Origin of the sequence: Acinetobacter sp. MF4640 (assembly GCF_002018895.1) — a bacterium.
GTDB classification, from domain to species: Bacteria; Pseudomonadota; Gammaproteobacteria; order Pseudomonadales; family Moraxellaceae; genus Acinetobacter; species Acinetobacter johnsonii.
This window is the reverse complement of sequence record NZ_MVOM01000015.1, coordinates 48,867-69,629: the sequence shown is the minus strand read 5'-3', so window position 1 is coordinate 69,629 and position 20,763 is coordinate 48,867. Positions and strand designations below refer to the sequence as shown.

At 40.9% G+C, this 20,763-nt stretch carries 16 protein-coding genes and 1 pseudogene; 3 read left to right on the top strand and 14 right to left on the bottom strand.

Features of this window, described 5'->3' with window-relative positions:
• Positions 1-188: 188 nt before the first annotated feature.
• Complete coding sequence (locus tag MF4640_RS19880) at positions 189-320, top strand: hypothetical protein (protein ID WP_264754355.1); 132 nt, start codon at positions 189-191, stop codon at positions 318-320.
• A gap of 273 nt (positions 321-593) precedes the next feature.
• On the opposite strand, the pseudogene MF4640_RS19970 reads toward MF4640_RS19880, so the two are convergent.
• The 3 genes and pseudogenes from MF4640_RS19970 to MF4640_RS07175 form a co-directional block, all read right to left on the bottom strand.
• Positions 594-691: pseudogene (locus MF4640_RS19970) on the bottom strand (IS5/IS1182 family transposase); the annotation flags it as partial.
• 29 nt (positions 692-720) lie between these two features.
• Positions 721-1,044, bottom strand: coding sequence for a helix-turn-helix domain-containing protein (locus MF4640_RS07180; protein WP_078389111.1), 324 nt, complete (start codon positions 1,042-1,044; stop codon positions 721-723).
• Positions 1,029-2,360: a type II toxin-antitoxin system HipA family toxin gene (locus MF4640_RS07175; RefSeq protein ID WP_078389110.1), complete on the bottom strand. Its 1,332-nt coding sequence runs from the start codon at positions 2,358-2,360 to the stop codon at positions 1,029-1,031. The genes MF4640_RS07180 and MF4640_RS07175 overlap by 16 nt, the downstream gene beginning before the upstream one ends.
• Before the next feature lie 247 nt (positions 2,361-2,607).
• On the opposite strand from MF4640_RS07175, the gene MF4640_RS07170 reads away from it, so the two are divergent.
• Positions 2,608-3,306 carry a DUF1826 domain-containing protein gene (locus tag MF4640_RS07170; protein WP_078389109.1) on the top strand — a complete coding sequence of 233 codons (699 nt, stop codon included), beginning with the start codon at positions 2,608-2,610 and terminating at the stop codon, positions 3,304-3,306.
• Between the two features lie 117 nt (positions 3,307-3,423).
• Here the strand turns inward: MF4640_RS07170 and MF4640_RS07165 are convergent, their stop codons facing one another.
• From MF4640_RS07165 to MF4640_RS07155, 3 genes are all read right to left on the bottom strand, one after another.
• Positions 3,424-4,482, bottom strand: coding sequence for an asparaginase (locus tag MF4640_RS07165; RefSeq protein ID WP_005399469.1), 1,059 nt, complete (start codon positions 4,480-4,482; stop codon positions 3,424-3,426).
• Between the two features lie 334 nt (positions 4,483-4,816).
• Complete coding sequence (locus MF4640_RS07160) at positions 4,817-5,524, bottom strand: SDR family oxidoreductase (protein WP_078389108.1); 708 nt, start codon at positions 5,522-5,524, stop codon at positions 4,817-4,819.
• Between the two features lie 277 nt (positions 5,525-5,801).
• Positions 5,802-7,979, bottom strand: a complete 2,178-nt coding sequence (locus MF4640_RS07155) for a TonB-dependent siderophore receptor (protein ID WP_078389107.1) — start codon at positions 7,977-7,979, stop codon at positions 5,802-5,804.
• Positions 7,980-8,387: 408 nt separating this feature from the next.
• Between MF4640_RS07155 and MF4640_RS07150 the strand changes: the two genes are divergently transcribed.
• Positions 8,388-10,481 (top strand): TonB-dependent siderophore receptor, encoded by a 2,094-nt coding sequence (locus MF4640_RS07150; protein WP_078389106.1) that lies wholly within the window; start codon positions 8,388-8,390, stop codon positions 10,479-10,481.
• A gap of 116 nt (positions 10,482-10,597) precedes the next feature.
• On the opposite strand, the gene MF4640_RS18955 is transcribed toward MF4640_RS07150, so the two are convergent.
• The 8 genes from MF4640_RS18955 to MF4640_RS07110 form a co-directional block, all read right to left on the bottom strand.
• Complete coding sequence (locus MF4640_RS18955; RefSeq protein WP_101495475.1) at positions 10,598-10,711, bottom strand: hypothetical protein; 114 nt, start codon at positions 10,709-10,711, stop codon at positions 10,598-10,600.
• A gap of 205 nt (positions 10,712-10,916) precedes the next feature.
• Positions 10,917-14,063 (bottom strand): efflux RND transporter permease subunit, encoded by a 3,147-nt coding sequence (locus MF4640_RS07145; protein ID WP_078389105.1) that lies wholly within the window; start codon positions 14,061-14,063, stop codon positions 10,917-10,919.
• The gene (locus MF4640_RS07140; RefSeq protein WP_078389104.1) at positions 14,053-15,288 is read right to left on the bottom strand and encodes an efflux RND transporter periplasmic adaptor subunit; all 1,236 of its coding nucleotides are present in this window, start codon (positions 15,286-15,288) and stop codon (positions 14,053-14,055) included. Before MF4640_RS07140 ends, MF4640_RS07145 begins: the two co-directional genes overlap by 11 nt.
• Position 15,289: 1 nt before the next feature.
• A complete protein-coding gene (locus tag MF4640_RS07135; protein WP_078389103.1) occupies positions 15,290-16,612 on the bottom strand; it encodes a TolC family protein in 1,323 nt (440 codons plus the stop codon).
• A gap of 47 nt (positions 16,613-16,659) precedes the next feature.
• The gene (locus MF4640_RS07130) at positions 16,660-17,079 is read right to left on the bottom strand and encodes a cation efflux protein, CzcI-like (protein ID WP_005399476.1); all 420 of its coding nucleotides are present in this window, start codon (positions 17,077-17,079) and stop codon (positions 16,660-16,662) included.
• A gap of 64 nt (positions 17,080-17,143) precedes the next feature.
• Positions 17,144-18,052, bottom strand: a complete 909-nt coding sequence (locus MF4640_RS07125; RefSeq protein ID WP_005399477.1) for a cation diffusion facilitator family transporter — start codon at positions 18,050-18,052, stop codon at positions 17,144-17,146.
• 130 nt (positions 18,053-18,182) lie between these two features.
• Positions 18,183-19,019, bottom strand: coding sequence for an SDR family NAD(P)-dependent oxidoreductase (locus MF4640_RS07120; protein ID WP_005399478.1), 837 nt, complete (start codon positions 19,017-19,019; stop codon positions 18,183-18,185).
• Positions 19,020-19,795: 776 nt separating this feature from the next.
• Entirely contained in the window at positions 19,796-20,683 is an 888-nt protein-coding gene (locus MF4640_RS07110) for a DMT family transporter (protein ID WP_039889616.1), read from the bottom strand.
• Positions 20,684-20,763 lie beyond the last annotated feature (80 nt).

The window sequence follows — 20,763 nt, the reverse complement described above, 5'->3', positions numbered from 1 at the left end:
CAAGTGGTTAGGGCAAATTGTAGGTTTTATCTCTTGCACAGACTAAAAGTCTTAGGTCTATTACAAACTCTACAATTTGCATATAGTGGAAGCTAATCACTACAACCTCCAAGATACAAGGTCTATTGTAAAAATAATTTATAAACTAGATTTTAGGTAAACATAAGTTAAATGGAGTACCTGAGGTTGTGGCCTACGCAACTCAGTTGGTGCCACAGATCAGCATGGTGAATCTGCACAATTATATTCACGCTGCTGACTACGCCAATGAACATAATATACGTTATGCCGAAATCTACGCGCGCAGCCTATCGATGTGATGATCTAACTTGATAAAAAACTGTTTGAGCTGATCTATTTCTTTATCGTTATCTAATTCTGAATTTTGCAGTTGTTCTAGCACGGTCTCTAGTAGATCGCGCATGTACACATAGTCAGCCTTGGTTAAAACACCCTTTGATCTGTCGTAGCTTCCAGTTTTGTACAAATGTGGGTTTACACGCATAAATCTTTACCGGCATCTTATTAGAGGGGGTTTTCAATCCCCACTGTAAACTCGCTGTATTCGATTGTTTTTTGTTCTCAGGCAGATCAATCTCGTTGAATTGACTGTCAAAATTCCTTGAACTGAGTTTATCGCCTAATAACTTGATGCACAGCGTGACCATTTTTTCCATAGTGTCCTGCCTAGATGGTCAAAATAGCTTCAATCTTAAGCTTTTAATCACTAGATGGCTGAATAATCTTGTGAACGATATGCTCATGTGTCGGTACGAGGCCAGCTTTTAAGCCAAGTGGTTTAAACACCTTATCTAACACGACCTGAGTCAGTTGACCTTTGTCCTGTTCAATGTCGGTTAAAGTACGCCGACTGATTCCAACCATTGTTGCATATTTTTCTTGAGATAGCCCCAATACATTTTTGCGCAAGTGGTTCAGCAGTTGCCCCAAGGTAATTTTACCGAATAAATATTGCGTATATAAATCAATGAGCAATTGCTGACGGTCAAGTGGCTGATTTTCCTTTTTCATAATAGCTCCCATCGACTCAATTTGGCTTCAATAAAGTCATATCCTAGACCTGGCATATCTATAATCGTTTGGGGAACACCTTTATTGATTAATTGCTGTTTGAGACCAATAAGTTTGCTCGCCAATGTTTTCAATGTACTTAAAGATATTTGTGGTTCACACCAATGTGCAAGATTTCGGCTAATACTTTCCCAGCGGTATTCCCCTCCTTCTTCATACGGACTTCCCCATGTTGTTGATCTCGTGACAACTTCTGGATCGGCTTTCATTGGGGCAAAGTCGTAAATTGGAGCAAGAAATATTCGTCCTGATTTTTTTAAGAATGACGTATTACGGCCGTGATTATCTGAGTTACCAAAAATGATATTCAGCAAATCCCTTTGTAACCACTCACAAACGAATTGCGAAGAATCAAAGTTTTTGTCCACCGATTTTAATAAGGTACAAAGCGTGTCTATGACCTCAAAATGATTCAAATGGCTCCCTGATGTTTTATTCAATACGGAATAAACTGACTCAAGCCCGAGTCGATGCCATTGTTGATTACGCCACTCTGTGTCAAATCTCGGCAACCATAACGAAGGGTATTTCTGACCTTCAATCAGCTTCATCTGAGAAGTTTCAATTGTTGTAAATCCAAGTTCATTCAGGACATGATAAAAATGATATTCTGCTCTCAATATGTCGCAATCTATTGCACTACGCTTATTTCGAGGGAATTTAACTAGATAATGCTGATCTGGTTCATCAAAAGAATTTTGATAGGTATCAATCCAAACTTGCTGATCCTTTGACACGCGAATTAATAGTTTTGGAGCCTCACCTCCTGCACCAGTTGCACCGCCACTAATTGCACCCATTTGTTGTGCGTATTCGAGAAAATCAACATTTCGTTCTGTAACATCACCAGTAGTGAACTTGCGTAAGTGTAATGTTGATTCTGGATTGATCGGAGGTACTGACTCCTTAACTCTTAGATTCCCTACAGGAGCAATTGTACCTTTTGCCAATAAAGTAAAATCTTGTTCTGCTGATGAGAGTTTTTGCAAACCTAGATATTGAACCAAATAACGTCGAGCAGCACCAGATGGAACAATATCATCTAAAAAACTAAACCAGACTTTCGATTCATGTTGAATAAGAATTTGAATAGGAAGTGCTAAGCTACATGCATGTTCATCTCTCTTATCTAGATAAGAAATGGCATATTCTAATTCGTAGGCTAACTCACACGCACTTGCAGAACCTTTATGTGGTTCTAATATTTTAAGTTCTGCTATATCTAGCCATTCTGTATCGAGAAGAGCTTGAATCGTTAATTTTTCCATAAATATTAATGAACAAATATTTTCTCAAAAATACCATAAAACTAAAAAAATGAGAATATATTTGCGCATTCACATAATAATTTAAATTAAATGCGCAAATATTTGCTCAATCAATAGCTAAAACTTCTTTCCATACTACAAATATAGAGCTCCTCCATATCTGTAAGCAATTACCGAGCTACTTTTAAATGCAATACACCTAAAGCTAGATGTTATGATTAAGCACTGTTTATTATCTAATTTTCTCATGACGAATACATTTTCTGACAACAATCAAATTGAAGTAGTTTCTTCTTTTTCTGAACTTGTAAATTCCAAATTTCAAGGAGAAATGAATGCACTTTGCTGGCATAGAAATTTGGTTGGGGATTTTAAAGAAATTGTGGCTAAACTTGAGTTAAAAGAAAAGATTACAGAAGTTTCGATTGAAGATCTTTTAGCATTACAACTTTCAGAAAAAGGAAATTTAGCAAGGGAAATCATTTTAAAAGATATACAGCTCTTAACTGATTTCGGTGCATCTCCTGCTCTTAATTTACTAAAATGTTATGAGCGAGATGACGAGCTAGACTTTATTTCCACAGATGTATATTCGTTTCATGTTGATCGCTCACCGATTGAAACAGATACTTTCCTCTGCACTTATCACGGCGCTGCAAGTGATATCGTACCCAATGATCAGGTGGAGCAAAAGATTCTAATTCCCGAGATCAGAGAAAAACTTAAAAAATTACATGATGGCCCTGAAGCTGAATTTGAAACCTTTCTAGAAGAATATTTTTTTGATCTGCATTATCAGCCTAAACTGAATGCAAAACCTGTGAATTTAGGCTTAGGCCATCTTTGTCGTTTGGCGGTAGATCATCCTATGCAAAAAGTCTTGCCTTGTGTACATAGAGCACCCGTTGAAAAGGATGGCGAATATAGATTACTGTTGATTTGTTAAACATTTATTCGATACAGAGTCGATGAATTTAATCTATTTATAGACGCTAAAAAAGCACCTTAAATTTTAAGGTGCTTAGCTGAAAAGCGTTACTATGCGATTTCACCGTTATTGGGTTTAGTAATCCCAAAAAATGCGTTGGATTTCCTTGGCATCTTTTGTTTTTGTTAAAGCAAGTGCAGCCAGTAATTTAGCTTTTTGCGGGTTAAGATCATGTGCGACGACCCAACCATATTTGTCATCTGGTTGTTCTGCATTTCTAAGAATAAAACCTTGGGGTACGCGAGATGAACGAATAATTTGCACACCTTGTTTTTGTAAGTCCGTTAATGTTGGGACAATATAATTGGCTACCGAGCCATTCCCTGTACCTGCATGAATAATAGCTTTTGCCCCTGCTTTCGCATAAGCCGTGTATGCATCTGGCAACATATTGCCTGAACCATAAACAATTTGTACCAGCGGTAAGCTATCGCCTTTAATATTTTCAATATTAAATTCTGAGCTCTTATTATGACGTTTTGCTGTATTTCTAAACCAATATGGTTTTCCTTCCACTAAGGTTCCGAGCGCACCCCATTGGCTCATAAATGCATTGGTATGGATATTAATTGTTTTTGAAACATCTCGTGCTGCAAAAATGTCGTCATTCATGAGCACAAAAGTTCCTTTACCTTTTGCACTGTCATCGGCAACAAGTGCAACCGCACTATAAAGGTTCAACGGGCCATCAGCAGAAAGTGCAGTACTTGGACGCATTGACCCGACCAATACAATCGGCTTGTCTGAATGAATCACTAAATTTAAAAAGAAAGCTGTTTCTTCTAGGGTGTCTGTTCCATGTGTAATCACGACACCATTCACATCAGGCTTTTTAAGCAAGTCATTGACTTGACGTGCAAGGGATAATAATTCTTTATCCGTAATACTTTCTGATGCAACTTGCATTGCCTGCACACCAGTCACATTGGCAAGGTTTTGAATCTGGGGAACCGCATTTAATAATGCATCTACAGGAACTTTTGCCGCAGTATAAGTTGCACTATTGGTAGAGCTTGCTCCAGCACCTGCAATCGTTCCACCAGTAGCGACAACAACGACATTATTTTTGGCAAATGCTGCACATGGGAGTAATAGGCTTAAACTTAATGTCAAAGCTGAAATCGTTTTTTTCATAGGTCATCCTTTTTGAGTCATTTTATTCTTAGCATTTTTCATACCATAGTAAAATTACTGGAAAAAGATAGGATTGTATAGATGTAGAAATTGTGTTTTATGTCGATCACAGTTCTTAAATACAATTAATCATGGTGCATCTCTTGTAGTTTTGAGATGAGTCCTATTTACCCAATACAGAACAGTTGCAAGAAAATATTCAAAATACGGTACGACTATTTTTAAATGGTTATCGCACTTTTTAGCAAGTTGTTATTTTATTTAGGATGAAAGCAATATGCAGTCCCTCCAAGAATGAAAAACTGCACCGTATTATTTAGGCGGTGGCTATTTATTACCACGTTATTTCATGACCTTGAAAGTCGACAAACTGTTGTTCATTTTCGCCAATAAAATCCTCAACCACGCGTACAATGCCCGTTGTGCTTTCTTTTACACTGATAGGTGCATGGTTTCCGCCCATTTCAGTTTGCACCCAACCTGGATGTAAGTTCAGCACGCCTATTTGGGCAGGAATTGCCTCATTTATTGCAAAGCCACGTGTGATACTGTTGAGAGCAGCCTTGCTTGCGCGATACAGCTCCATACTTCCATCATCGTTTAAAGCAACGCTTCCCATGCGAGAACTCATAAATGCAATGACACTCTTTTCTTTCATCAAAGGAAGAAGTTTTCTCGCAATCGTCACGGGTGCAATACTATTTACCCAAAACAGATTGGTAATCTCATTGGGCGTGCACTGCTCAACGCGTTGATGTTCTGGCCCAAGAATGCCCGCAGAAACCAACAGTAGGTCGATGGATTTTTCATGATATTTACTGAGTAAATGGTCAACTGTTTGTACATGATTTAAATCTAATTCGGTTAATTCAAGTCTGTCTGGATACTCAGAAAGCAGTTGATTTAAGCCTGTAGAGACTTGGTCTATGTCTCGGATGGTCGCGATAACCTGCCAGTGCTGATTGAGCAACTCTCTAACTAGACCTAGACCAATCCCTCTTGAAGCACCAACCACGATTGCGCGTTTATTCTTATCAAACATAAAATGTTCCTATATCACGATAATTCAAGATGTAAAAATAGATTCAGATCAAACCTTCAAAGTTCGCTTTTGAATATTGATTCATAAGCTTAAGAATTCGCTTTGATCATAGTGCAGTAAGAATTTTTTATACAAACCTATTTCTGTAGACTTATTCAACCTTCATCATTCATTCAATGAATAAGCCCACAACTAACACATGAGTCTTACCAGCAATAGGTTTTCCTACGACCCAAAATTGGAGAATTTAGAAAACCTAAAACCTAGCGATTTCTGTCTAGAAGTTCACAGTCCATGAAAATTGTGCTGTACGTGGTGTACCCAGAAATAAATAGTCATCCCCGAAAAAGCTTCCTGCATCTCGCCAATATTTTTTATTGAACAGGTTGTCCACATTCAGGCGAAGCATATTGTCATAACCATAAACACGGAAGTTATAAGCTGCACCCGCATCGAATACGGTATAGCCTGAAACTTTAACCGTACCCGTTTTGTTGGCGTATTTACTGCTGCTGTATTGCATACCTGCGAGTAAACGTAAACCTTCTACTTGAGGCATTTGATAAGACACATGATTGGCAAAACGAACCGTCGGTACATTTTGAGTTTGATGTCCTTTATAAGCATCTACTTGTACATCTTCCAAACGTGAACGAGTCAGAGCCAAAGTCGATATCATATCCAGATTTTCCGCAACGCGACCTTGCAAGCCCAATTCCAAACCTAGGTTATGCTGTTCACCATCGGTGACATAGTAGTTGTCTAAGTTGGTATATTGATGGTCTTGTGTTAAGTCAAACAACGCGGCAGTAATCAGTAGCTCTTGCCATTGCTGTTTAAGACCTAATTCATATTGAGTTGAACGTCTTGGTGCTAAGGTAACATAAGCATTATCTGTATATGCAGGCGCTTGACTGCCGTCGCTGATTCCTTTTGCATACGAAACATACAGATGAGTGTTCTGCCAAGGCTGATACATCAACGCGAGCTGTGGTAAGAAGCGATTAAAGTCGGTGTCACGGATACTGTTGCCATCCGCAGCATAGGCACTTTCATTTAAATGTAAAAGCTTACCGCCCAGCAAAACTGACCATGCATCATTAAATTCGATTTGATCCAACAGGTTGAGGGCTGTTTGTTGACTATCCAATGATTTGTAATGATTACCTAAATCTCTGTCATTCGGTGTGTGAGTAATAGGATCATTATAAATATTTCCAGCGCCAACATTCACCATACTATAAGTAGATTCATACTGAGTATGACGTTTGTAAGCATGTGATAACTCTAAACTCAGGCTATGTTGCCATGCTCCAGTGCTGAATTTTCCGTTCAAACCTGTTTTAAATTGATGGGTGAGATAACTGTCATCTGGGCTGCGGAAATCATAAATGTCATAGTTCCCATTTTGGTCAAAACTATTACCTAGACCAGAAGTTTGACACACACTGCTGTAACACCCCCAAGCAAAGGCTGAGTAATCATCTACAACCACACGACTTTGTGAAGCAGACAGATTGCCGCTCCAGTTATCATTGATTTGATAGCTGTATTTTAAACTCGTATTTAGACTTTCATTGGTGATAGGTTTGCTCCAGCTTTGATAGCCCAGTAAACGATCCCATTTCACTCCTGTCGGTACAGTTTTACCATCAAGTAGCTGATAGCCCGGTACTGAACGCTGTTTTTGACGCTGTGATTCAAGATCAAATTCAAGTTTTGAACGATCTGAAATTTTCCAGTCTAAAGCCAAGGAACCAAACAAACGTTTTCCATCAGCATGTTCAACATAGGGGTGAATATCTTCATAAGCTGCATTCACACGATAACCAAACTGTTGATTGTCTCCAAACCATCCACCAAGGTCAGTCGCCACACGGCTGCCGCCATGACTATCTGCTTCAAGGGTTAAAGATTGGACATCTTTGGGGCGTTTGCTCACATAGTTCACTACTCCGCCCGGCGTTGACATCCCACTTTGAATCGCACTCATGCCTTTTAGGATTTCAACTTGTTCTTTATTTTCAAGCGCTACATTTTGCTCACCGCGTAGCAAATTACCGTTCAGTAAATAACTTGATCCCGCATTTAAGCTAAATCCACGCATCACAAAGTTGGCATAGTAACCAATGGGTGCATAGCCATCCCCAACGGACGCATCGTTCTTTACCACATCGCCCAGTGTTTTCGCATGTTGATCTGCGATCAGTTCAGCAGTAACGGTGTGAATAGATGCAGGAATGGCTGCAAGGTTTTGCTGACCAAACCCAGACAAATTAACCTTAGGTTGATAATAAGCCAATTGTTCAGTTTGAGCAGTGGTTGTAATGGTTGCAAGTTGTTCCACATCACTCTCTTCTGCCGCATGTACCCATACCGAGTTCAGCCCTAGACATGAAAATGAACCAACCGCCAATAATGCTTTTTGTAAACGAGAAAATGGATACGTTTTCACTGTCGTTGCTAACCCCAAAAGATAAATTTACAGCCTGAATTTTGCGGCATGAGTATTCACAATTTTTGTAGAATGAACAAGCACATTATTCAACATATCTCAGCTTTTTTTAAATTGTCTGGCGATAGCTTTGAGTGTGAAGATTTAGAAATTGAGTTTATAGTTTAACCACATGCTTTTAAATTATAACGTTGATCTGCGTTCCATATCTTCAGTCGTATTTGATACAGCATATGGTATTGGGACTTTAGCTGACTTGAAGCAGTGTATTGTAGATTGGAACCTAAAAGCTTAGGTTGATTTATTTCATTTTTTTAAGCCATTTTTTCAACTTTAGAGTGATTTTTTAACTACAAACTCATTAAAATGTTATAACATAACAATACGAAATCTAACCTACTCTCCTTCATGATGAATAAATTCTCTCTTTTTTCCTCAAGCATATATTTAAGTCTGCTGAGTTCTTTCACTTGGGCCGAAACTTCAACAGAAGTACTCCAGACCATCCAATTACAAGCCGAAACTGAGGGTGAAAACCTTCAACAAAGCACCGCAATGACTAAGTTTTCACATGACATTTTAGACGTGCCATTTAGTCGAAGTGTGTTATCTAAAGCGTTAATTCAGCAACAAGATGTGCAACGTATTGACGATGCACTCACGCAAGTGAGCGGGGTCTATAGTCAAACCAATTATGGTGGCGGCTTTTGGGATAACTTTTCATTTAGAGGTTTTAGTACAGACCCCAATATTGGGGCACAAATCATCAGAAATGGTCTGAGTGTCAACCGTGGTCTCAGCGCTCCGCGAGATATGGTGAATATTGAATCTCTCGACTTTTTAAAAGGCCCAATGACTGCGCTCTATGGCCGCGGGGAAGCTGGCGGTCTACTGAATATCAACACTAAAAAGCCTGAATGGGAAAGTTCTTCAGAAGTCAATTTACGTGCCAATAGTTTAGAAAAATACCGTGCTAGTTTTGAACATACTGCCCCAATCAGTGATGCTGTGGCTTATCGTATTGCGGTCGCACATGAAGATAACCAAAGTTTTCGTGATCATGTGCAGAGTGAGCGTTGGTTTTTCTCACCTCAACTCACATGGAAAATTTCAGATTCAACCCAATTAGATTTTGACAGCGAATTTACCCGACAAGATGGAACCTTCGACCGTGGCGTAAGTAGTTATCAAAAACAATTCGTGATGGACCCTAAAACATTTACAGGCGAACCTGATGATGGTGATCATATTCAAAAAGATCATTTCTATCAGCTTCGACTTGCACATCAGTTTAATGATGACTGGAAAATGAATAATGCTCTTAGCGTGAAAGATACTCAGCTCAAAGGCTTTTCCAGTGAACCTCGTCGGATACAAAGTGATGGACGGACATTAGAGCGCCAGCGTCGCTACCGTGATAATAAAAGTGATGACATTCTCTTTCAAACTGAAGTTCTTGGGACGATCCAACAAGACTGGGCCCGTCATGAAGTACTTTTGAGCACTGAACTTGGGCAGATGAAGTACCGTCAATTACAACTGCGTCGAAACCATAGCGGTAGCATGCCAAATAGCATTGATATCTATGCTCCTATTTATGGACAATACTTACCTGAGCTTCCACTTTTCATTAACACCGAAGAACAGCAACGCTATTTTGCACTGAATCTACAAGATCAAATTTTCCTCAATGATCAATGGAGTGTGCTGTATGGAGCACGCTTTGATCACATCACCCAAGACTTTCAAAATAAACTTGCAGGTACATCCAGTAAAAAGGATTTACAACAAACCAGTCCACGCTTGGGTTTAAACTACCGACTGAATGATCGTTGGTCATGGTATGCCAACTATGGAGAATCCTTTGCGCTCAACAGTGGGATGGACCGAAACGGCGATGTGTTTAACCCTGAAAAAGGCAAAAGCTATGAGATTGGTGGGAAATATCGGATTACCCCACAGAGTTTGTTGAGCTTAGCCCTCTTTAAAATGGATAAAGAGAATGTCTTAACCACAGATCCAGCAGATAGTAACTATCAAATTACCGCTGGAGAAGTCTCAAGTAAGGGGCTAGAGCTCGATCTAGAGACACAGCTCAATGATCAATTCTCTATACGTGCCAATTATAGCTACACAGACGCCCAAGTTGAAAAAGACCAAATTCTTGTTAAAGGTTCACGACTCAGCAATGTGCCGAAGCACAGCGGCTCTATCAGTAGCAACTATGAATGGACCCTTGCCAATGCAGACAAAGTTGGACTCGGTGCAACGGCAATCTATGTGGGAAAACGTAGTGGACACAGTACAGATAACGGATTCAACTTACCTGAGTATACTTTGTTGAATCTAAATGCTTATTATGCGCCAACAGATCAGCTACGTTATCAGTTCAATGTGCACAATCTCTTAGACGAAACGTACTATGTTGCAAGTTATAGTGATATGTGGATTCAACCCGGTGACCCTTTAAATGCATCTGTCTCGGTGCAATGGAAGTTTTAAGGTTATAAAAACCAGACTTGTCTCGTTATGAGTTGAGTCTGGTAGTCATAAAATTAAGATTCTGATTGCTTTTTGAAGTATTAGCTGCCTTAGTTTTCTTTAGCGTTACTATGTACTTACTTCAAAAAGTATTCCCAAATGATAAATCCAAGAAAAAATCCAAGAAACGAATATAAAGTAATGATAAAGAATACAAACCAAGCTCTATTTTTCTTCAGGAAAAAGTTCATTTTCAATACCTCAACGCTCTATCTATATTCATTATTCTAAGGTTTCCTATACGAAAGGACAGATACAGTTCTTTGTGAAAAAAATATAACAGACTATAACAGATTTACCATTTTTAACTCCCCAAAGTGATCAGACTGATATCAAGTAGTATAAAAAAGTATGAGGAGACTATTTTGCCTCCTCATGCTTCAGCAGATTAAAGGATTAAACGTTCGTTTCTTTTTTTGCATTCATCCAACGATACAACACTGGTAATAGCACCAAGGTCAATAACGTCGAAGAAATAATTCCACCAATCACCACGGTCGCTAGTGGACGTTGAACCTCTGCTCCTGTGCCCGTGGCAAGCGCCATTGGGACAAAACCTAAAGACGCTACACAAGCGGTCATTAAAACAGGCCTTAATCGTAAAATCGCTCCCTGCCAAACGGCTTCATGTAAGCGGTATTGCTCTCTTAGCTCTTTAATGAAGGTCAGCATGACCAAACCATTTAAGACGGCAACCCCAGACAAGGCAATGAAACCAATACCCGCCGACATTGACAAAGGAATGTCTCTTAACCACAAGAAAAGCACACCACCAGTTAGAGCAAATGGAACACCCGTGAACACAAGCAAGCTTTCTTTGATGTTATGGAAAACGGCCATCAGCAAAATAAAGATCGTCAATAATGCCAGTGGAATCACAATCTGCATTCGAGCCTGTGCCGAGGCCAGATTTTCAAACTGACCACCATATTCAATCCAGTAACCGTTTGGTAGAGGATACTGCTTAAGTTGACTTTGTACTTCTGTGACAAAAGAGCCCAAATCACGCCCTTCCACATTCGCCGTGATAATCACACGACGTTTGCCATTTTCGCGGCTGACTTGATTGATGCCATCCATCATTTTTACAGTGGCAATATCGGTGAGTAAAATACTGCCACCATTTGGAAGCTGTATTGGCAGTTGCGCGATCCCACTGACACTACGGTCTTGTTCACTGAGTCGAATGACAAAGTCAAAACGGCGGTCACCCTGTAAAATTTCACCGACATTTTGTCCGCCAATGCTTGCTGATACATAGTCTTGTATGGTTTTGACACTTAGGCCGTATTGCGCCGCCAAGCTTTTATCAATTTCAACATTGAGCAAAGGTAAACCCGACGTTTGTTCAACTTTAACGGCGGTACTGCCTGAAACCTGTTGAATCAATTTACTGATTTTTTCAGCTTCCGTATTTAATACTTGCATGTCATCACCAAAGATTTTGACACCGACATCACTACGGACACCCGAAATTAACTCATTGAAACGCAGTTCAATTGGCTGAGAAAACTCACTGTTGTTACCGGGCAATTTTGCTAAATAGGCCTGCATACGGATACGCAGTTCATCGAGTGTTTCTTTTGGATTTGGCCATGCATCACGGGGTTTCAGCATGACGTAACTATCTGAAATATTTGGAGGCATTACATCGGTCGCCACTTCAGCCGTGCCTGTTCGCGCAAAAATAGCATGTATTTCAGGGAATTTCTTCAGAAGTAGCTTTTCAGTATTTTCCTGAATACGAAGTGACTCTTCTAATCCTGTGCTTGGGGAACGCAGTTGCTGTACAGCAAAGTCACCTTCACTCAGTTGTGGCGCAAACTCACTGCCGATACGCGTTGCAAGTAATCCCGTCAACATCAACAAGCACAGTGCAAAGGTCAAAACCACCGCTTTATACTGATAGGCGCAGTCCAATACCCGCTGATAACGATCCTTTAGCCACAGCATCCAACGGCTTTCGGTTTCTTTGATGTCACCTTTAACAAAAAGTGCGACAGCCGCAGGTACAAAGCTGATCGACAAAATAATGGCCGCAACGAGTGCAAGTACAACCGTCAAAGCCATTGGGTGGAACATTTTTGCTTCTACACCAGTCAGTGCAAAAATCGGTAAATACACCACTAAAATAATCAATTGACCAAAAATGAGCGGGCGACGGGCTTGGCGCGCTGCCAAAAACACTTCTTTAAAGCGCTCAGACTGAGTTAACGGACGTTTGAGTAACTGCTGTGCATGGGCTAAACGGCGAATACAGTTTTCAACAATCACCACTGCACCGTCGACAATAATACCGAAATCCAATGCCCCTAAACTCATCAGGTTGGCACTGATATTCTGCTGTGCCATACCCGTTAAAGTAAATAGCATAGACAATGGAATCACACAGGCTGTGATTAATGCAGCACGAATATTACCTAAGAATAAAAACAGGATCACAATCACCAAGATTGCGCCTTCAACCAAGTTCTTTTGCACCGTTTTAATGGCTTTTTCCACCAAAGTGGTACGGTCATAAACTGTTTCTATTTTGACACCTTGCGGTAAACTGCTTTGCACCTCTTGAATTTTGGTATCTACAGCTTTAGACACCGTTCGGCTGTTTTCCCCCATCATCATCATAGCGATGCCGAGTACAGTTTCTTCGCCATTATAGGTTGCGCCTCCTGTTCGGAGCTCATGGTCAATTGAAACCTGCGCAATATCCGCGACACGAATGGGGTTCCCATTTGGGCTGGCAACCGTTGTATTTTCAATGTCTGCAAGACTGTTGAGTGTCCCCGGAACACGGACTGTGAGCTGCTGACCATTTTCCTCAATATAGCCGGCACCACGGTTTTCATTATTTTCCTGTAAAGCTGTTTGTAGCTGGCTTAAGGAAATATTCAACTGCTGCATACGGTTAAAGTCGGGAGCAACCACATAGGTTTTATTGAACCCGCCAATGCTATTGACCTCGGCAACCCCCGCAACACGTTGCAGTTGTGGACGTACAATCCAGTCTTGAATCTCCCGCAAGTCCATCGCGCTATAAGACGTACCATCCGCTTTTTTAGCATTCGGTTCGACTTTAATGACCCACTGATAAATTTCACCTAAACCCGTCGAAACTGGTGACATGGTTGGGGAAACATCGCTAGGTAAGTCCGCTTTGACCTCTTGCACCCGCTGATTAATCTGCTGACGTGCCCAATAGATGTCTGTGCCATCCTCAAATACAATGGTGACTTGGGACAAACCATAACGTGAAATCGAGCGAGTCAGCTGTAAATCGGGAATACCCGCCATTGCAGTTTCAATTGGATAGGTAATCCGCTGCTCAACCTCCAGTGCGGTAAAGCCATTGGCTTGGGTATTAATTTGTACTTGCGTATTGGTAATATCGGGCACTGCATCAATCGGCAGTTTTTGATAGCTATAAACTCCGACCGCAATCCATGTACAGACAAAGAGCATAACCCAAATTGCATTTTGAATAGAGAATTGAATAATTCGTTCAAACAAACCCTCAGGCTTGGGTAAATCATGATTAGTGTGCATGATCAGCCTCGCCTTTTTCTAGTTCAGACTTAAGCACAAAGCTACCTTGACTGACATAGCGTTGTCCTGCTGTTAGGCCTGAAATCACTTCCACCCATTGAGCGTCATTTGAAGCTTGCCCAAGTTGAACGGGCTGCGCTTTTAAATGCACTAGCCCTTTTTCCTCAGCGTCGACCACAAATACCGAAGTTTGACCTTCAATGTTTTGAATAGCACTTTTATGGACGCGAAGCGCTGTTTTTGAACTGGTATTGTCTAAAAAGATATTCACCAAAACATTTGGACGTAGTTCAGCCGCTTGGCTTTTTAATTTAGCACGTACCACCAAACGTCCTGTTTGCGCATCGGCTTGAGAAGTTAAGCTTTGGATGACGGCTTCATATTTTTGCTCAGAAGCATTCGGCTTAAATGTCAGACTCTGATTGGCTTGTAACTGGCCTGAGTATTGAGCAGGCAGATTAAACTCAAGCCATAACTCTTTAAATTGTTCAATCACAAAAAGTTGATCGGCCAATTGTACGTTTTCACCTACCACGATATCTTTTTGGCTAATCACACCTGAAATGGGGGCTTTAATGGCAAAACGACCATTTACCCCACCTGTTGCCCCTAGAGCGTTTAAACGGCTTTGCACGGACTGCACAGTAATCTGCGCTTGTCGGTAAGCATTTTCTGCCCGTTGGTAGTCTTGCTTGGCAGAAATGCCCTGTGACCATAACTGCTGTTCACGTTGATAATCTTGACGTGCCAAATCCAAACTGGCTTGAGCCATCCGCAAATTGGCTTGTTGATCGATCAGTTCGGGTACAGACAGTACAGCTAAAGTTTGTCCTTTTTGTACGTTTTGACCAAGCTCAACATTCACCTGTTCCACATGCCCACCAAAGTTTGGCGAAATATGAGCTTGCTGATCGGTATTAACCACAAGCTTTCCGGGTAGAACGGTGACTTGAGACACCACACCTAGTTGAGCTGAAGCGATTTGAATGCCTTGCTCTGTCAGTTGCTGTGCCGTCAGTTGAATTTCACCTTCCTCGGCATGTCCTTTTTCTGCCTCGGGTTCATCCGCATGTTCAGATTCTTCATGTTCTGCATGCGCATGCTCATCAGTGGTTGTATCTTTTGAGCTAAACCAGATCCCTAAAGCGATGAGAAATGTAATGAGGAGCAAAAGCCCAATCATCAATGGCTGTGATATTTTTCCAAATTGGTTTTTTAGTTGCATATTATTGTGCTCCGCCAAGGATGAGGTCTTGTATTTGTGCGATTGAATTTTTGCTGATTTGACTATAAGCATCTGAACTACTGATCTGTTCATAGCTGGTACCGAGGCTGAGTGCTTCTGCGCTCAATGCAGTCTGCCAAGCTTGACGTAATAACTGCAACTGCCCAAGGCGTATGCTTTGCAGTTGTGAGTTAGCTTGTTGGATGTCGGTAATGGACAGCTTTCCCGCTTTAAAACCTTGCAGCGTGCGGACTTGCACTTGTTCTGCCAAAGTGGTTTGTTGACTGATCGCACTGAACTGCTGTTTTAGTCCTTTGAGCTCATGCATGGCATTGGCGATATCTAAAATCTGCTGTTTTAACTCGCGCTGTTGCTGCTGATTCAACAAGCTTTGCTGACGCTGGGCCATCGGAATGCTGTATTGCTGACGGTTAAAAATATTCAGCGGAATATCCACGCCGACACCTAATGTGGTATCACTGCTTTCATTCGGTGCTTGGCTCCGTTTTATGCCGACATTTAAGGTCGGATTGGGACGCGCCTGCACTTTTAAACTTTCAATGTTTAAATTGGACTGTTGAATATTCAGGGCATACAGCTTTTCCAACCAACCTTCAGCAATATAACGCTGTACCGTGGCATCGCTTTGATCTGGCCATGGCATTGAGGTGGAATTAAGTTGAATGTCGGCTTTGGTTTCGCCCCAAAGGTTTGAGAGTTGACGCTGTGCTACTTCTTCTGCCAATACCGCTTGTTGGTATAAGCGCTGCATATCCAAACTTTCGATTTGCGCACGTTCATAGTCAACCAAAGCAATACTGCCCGCCTGATAACGTTTTTTGGCACTGTCTAAATTGTTTTGACTCACTTTGAGTTGTGCTGCGTACAGCGATTTTTCAACTTGTGCCAAAGCCAACTGAGACCATGCAAATTTCACCACCAATTGGCTTTGTGCTGTCCACAGTTGTTGCTGTAACTGCCCTTGTTGCTGCGCTGTTTCTGCGAGTTTTTGATTGAGCTTACGCTGTCCAAACACATCTAAGGGCTGACTGATGGCAATACTGTGCTCACGATCAGTATCTGAACCAAAACCATCTTGATTGATATTTAAGCTAGGGTTTTGCCATAAACCACTGTTTTTGATGTTCAGCTCTGAAATACTTTGACGCTGCTGCCCAATGTCATTTTGGTTTTGATAGCGCTCTACTTTTGCTAAAGCTTCATCCAAAGTCTTGATCGGTTCGGCAAAACTCCATTGCATCGCAGCTGTTGTTATGCCTACAGCAAGGGCTTGGCGTATAAACGCCTTAAATTGATTCGACATGTTTTTTCCCACTAATTTTTAGAAGAAGTGGTGGGAAATGTTTTAGGCTACCCCACCATTAGCGGGGAAAGTTCAGGAGGAGGATGTTGCCCCAATAAATCAGGGGCTTGATAGGCATTGTGCCAAAAAAACTGCGGACGCTCACTAAGTTCAAGCGTGAGTGGCAGTTGATAGTTTTTTTCTTTCGGAATAATCAAATGAGCCATTGAGGGCAAATGATCTTGATGATCTTCACCCAATTCAAACTGATCATTTGCCATTTGAGTATGGTCATCAACACTGCTTTGCTGGTGTGCCTTATCATCAGACACACACAAGGTGGTTTGATGGTGGCCAAAATGAAAACTTTGTTGTGTCACGACTTGAGTTTTTTGTTCTTCATGGACGCAAAAAGCTGCCGCCACGTTCCAAAGACTTTGGAACATGAATAAAGCAACTAAGACGCTAATCCACGTGGTAGAACGCATAATGTCGTACTGAAATAAAGTGACGCTATTGTAAAGCCTAGACTAAGTCTAAGGTCAAGTCTTTTTAATGACTATGTTCATGTTGGTGTGGATGGCATTCATCTTCTTCAATCTGCAAAGTCACTTGCGTAATCCCATGCTCATGCCCCAATAACTCTACAGCTTGGTGGTATAAAGCTCTTTGATCTACATCAGGGGCAATCAAATGCGCTGTTAAATGCACATTCTTAGAGGTAATGGCCCAGACTTTAAGCTGATGAATGCCTTGCACTCCATCTAAAGCCAGCAAGTCATTACGTAAAGATTCGATATCAATTTCACTTGGCACACCTTCGAGCAAAATATTGATACTTTGTTTCAGTAGCACCCAAGTTCGAGGTAAGACCCAAAAGCCAATCAACACCGCAATAACAGTATCTACCCACATCCAACCTGTGAAATAAATCACCAATGCGCCAATGATCACGCCCACAGAACCCAAGGCATCACTCAGCACCTCAAGATAAGCCCCTTTCACATTTAAGCTGTCTTGGCTGCTCGACACCAAAATTTTCATTGAAATTAGGTTGATGATTAAACCCAAAGCCGCGACAACCAACATGCCCAAGCTTTGAATTTCAGGTGGCTGACTAAAACGCTGATAGGCTTCATATAAAATGTAAATCGCCACCACAAACAACATCATGGCATTAAACAAAGCTGCCAAGATTTCAAACCGTTGATAACCAAACGTGCGTTTATCGTCGGCAGGTTTTTGCCCAATTTTGATGGCTGCTAAAGCAATGGCTAAAGCAGCGGCATCGGTAAACATATGCGCTGCATCGGACAGTAAGGCTAGGCTTTGCGTAATAAATCCTGCAACCACTTCCACAATTAAGAAGGTGAACGTCAAGGCAAGTGCAATGGTTAATTTCTTGGCATTTTTTGCAGTCACTTCAACATGACTGTGATCATGGTTATGAGAATCACTCATGTCGGACTCCTTATCATTTTATTTAACGGAATGCTTCAGCATTGAAATCGAAGCTTTTTTTAATTTAAAAATTACTCGATTCAGCATACTCGGTTAAAACAATAAAATCATCTTTCATGTGAATACGTCTTTATTTGCGGCGTTTTTTACCTGTCAAAAAGTTCATGGCCTGTGTATAGCCTGTTGGTGTAATACGCTGTACCAGATCGATAATTTTGGCATCTGTTCCAATTAAGACACGGCGCTCATCTTTTTTCACAGCCTTTAAAATGGCCTGTGCTGCCACATCTGGCGGAGTTTTAAGCATTTTATTGAAAGAACGACTGGCACGCTCTGGGTTCATACCCAGCGCACGAATACTGTCACTCATTCGTGCACTATTGGCGATATTGGTACGTATACCACCCGGATGAACACAAGTTGCGCTAACGCCACAGTCTTGCAAATCTAACTCTTGACGCAGTGCTTCGGTAAAACCACGGACAGCAAACTTTGTCGCATTATAGGCACTCTGAGTAGGTTGAGAAGTGAGCCCAAATAGACTTGAGATATTCACAATATGCCCAGATCCACTTTGTTTTAAGTAGGGTAAAAAAGCTTTGGTTCCATATACCACACCCCAAAAGTTGATGTTGAAAATCCACTCGGCATCTTCATAGCTTAAGCCTTCAACAGTACTCGCTAACGCGACCCCTGCATTATTAAAAACGAAATTGACCTGCCCAAAGTCTTGCTGACACTGCTTTGCCCAATCCTCTACTGCCTTACGGTCTGAAACATCCAGTTTTGTGAGCGTGACTGAAACAGGATAATCTTTGACGTGATTTAAGGTTTCAGCCAAACCTTGTTCATTGACATCACTGAGTGCCAAATGTGTACCTTGTTTAGCCAGTTGAATCGCCAACTGCTGCCCAATGCCTGAACCTGCGCCTGTGATCGCTGCCACTTTATTTTCAAAATTTTTCATAATACTCTCTAAATATAGTGTTCTAAATATCGTTTTGCACTTAAACGTCATGCTGAAGGTTCAAGTACTCTAGTCTACGCAGACAAGGTGCTATTTTAGTTAATGTACAAAAATTAGAACCATGAATGAAATGATCATTTCTAATGATTCAGTATGTATAAAATTCATGAGTGGTATTTTAAATATAAGATTATTTTTATTTTTTTTGTATTTTTAAGTGATAGGACTCTAAAAACTAACGCAAGTTAATGATATCTGCATACTGTGTCCCCCACAGGTTTAAAATATAACAGTCATGAGCAATTCTGCTTCATCTGTTATATTTTTTTAATCTTGTTTTGTATCTGTTTCATCAGTCGTTTGCTTTACATAATGTACTCATCACCTCAGTTGAGTGCAGTAACCATGAAAGATCTAGACTCAAAAAAACCAGCAAAATATGCAGATAGTTCAATTTCAGATAAAGCATTTAAAAACATGATTATCTGGTTCGCGATTTACTGTGGGCTTTTTTGTATAGGTGTGATTTTCTTTGTCGGTGCAGATCAAAATTACCTTCTTCAGTAAGAATCTGAAGTTTGCTGCACTAATATCAACATCTAACTTCGGGCCTCAAAATTAAACTCCACGAGAAAACACACTTTGGAGATTAAACCTAGACATGGGTTTAATCTCTATTTTTTTGAGTTGAAGACTAGTAAAACGGCAGTTACATTAAATTTTGAATGGTTAATGTCATTACAAATGAATGACAGGGGCTGTGTAAAGATCAGACTTCAAGCCCAAATCACTAAAAATGCAGCAACCACCACCAATACAATACCGAGATGTTCAGCACGTGCCAGCTTTTCTTTAAAGAAGTAGGCTGAAATCAACATACTAAAAATAATCTCAACCTGCCCCAAAGTTTTTACAATGGGCACGGACTGCATACTCATGGCACTAAACCAACCCAGTGACGCCAAAAAACTACATAAGCTGACACGAAATGTAAGTCCAATACGCTGCCACATGGCCCATAACGTTGCACGGCGAAATATACCCAAATACATTAAAAGTAAAAAGCACTGTGTTCCAATCACCATTAAGAGCACCCAAGCTGCACGGTGAATAAACGGTAAATTATCTAGTTCTAAACTGGCCTCACGTACCAAGAGCGAGGTAATGGCAAAACATAAACCACTACCGATACCTATACATAAGGTTTGTACGGAAAAATCAGAAAAGTCCCGCCCTTTGGACATTAAAAATACTGCCAAGCCTCCGACAGCAACCCCTAACCAGCCTAAAAGGCTTAAATGATCGGATAAAAAGACGACGGCAATAATTGCAGCAAGTACTGCCTCACTTTTAGCAAGACCCACTCCAATCGCATAATTTTTTTGCTTAAAAAGCTGAACCATCAAGGCTGTTGCTGCAATTTGGCTCAACGCCGCAATAAGCACATAGATAGCAAAACGGAGATTAAAATGGACGGAATCTGTCACAGGTTGGAAGTGGTAAAGACAACTGATGTAAATTAGTGCTAGAGGTAAAGCAAAGATGAACCGTGCTAGAGTCACTCCATAAACATCTACAGTGGTACTGAGTTGCTTTTGAAAAGCGTTGCGCCAAGCCTGCATAAAAGCGGCCATAAGCGTAAAAAGAATCCATGTTATTGTCATCAAGTACTCTATATACAGTTACTTACCTCACATAATGTAACCCGTTGATGGCAGCACATGTGCTTTATTTTCATGATTTA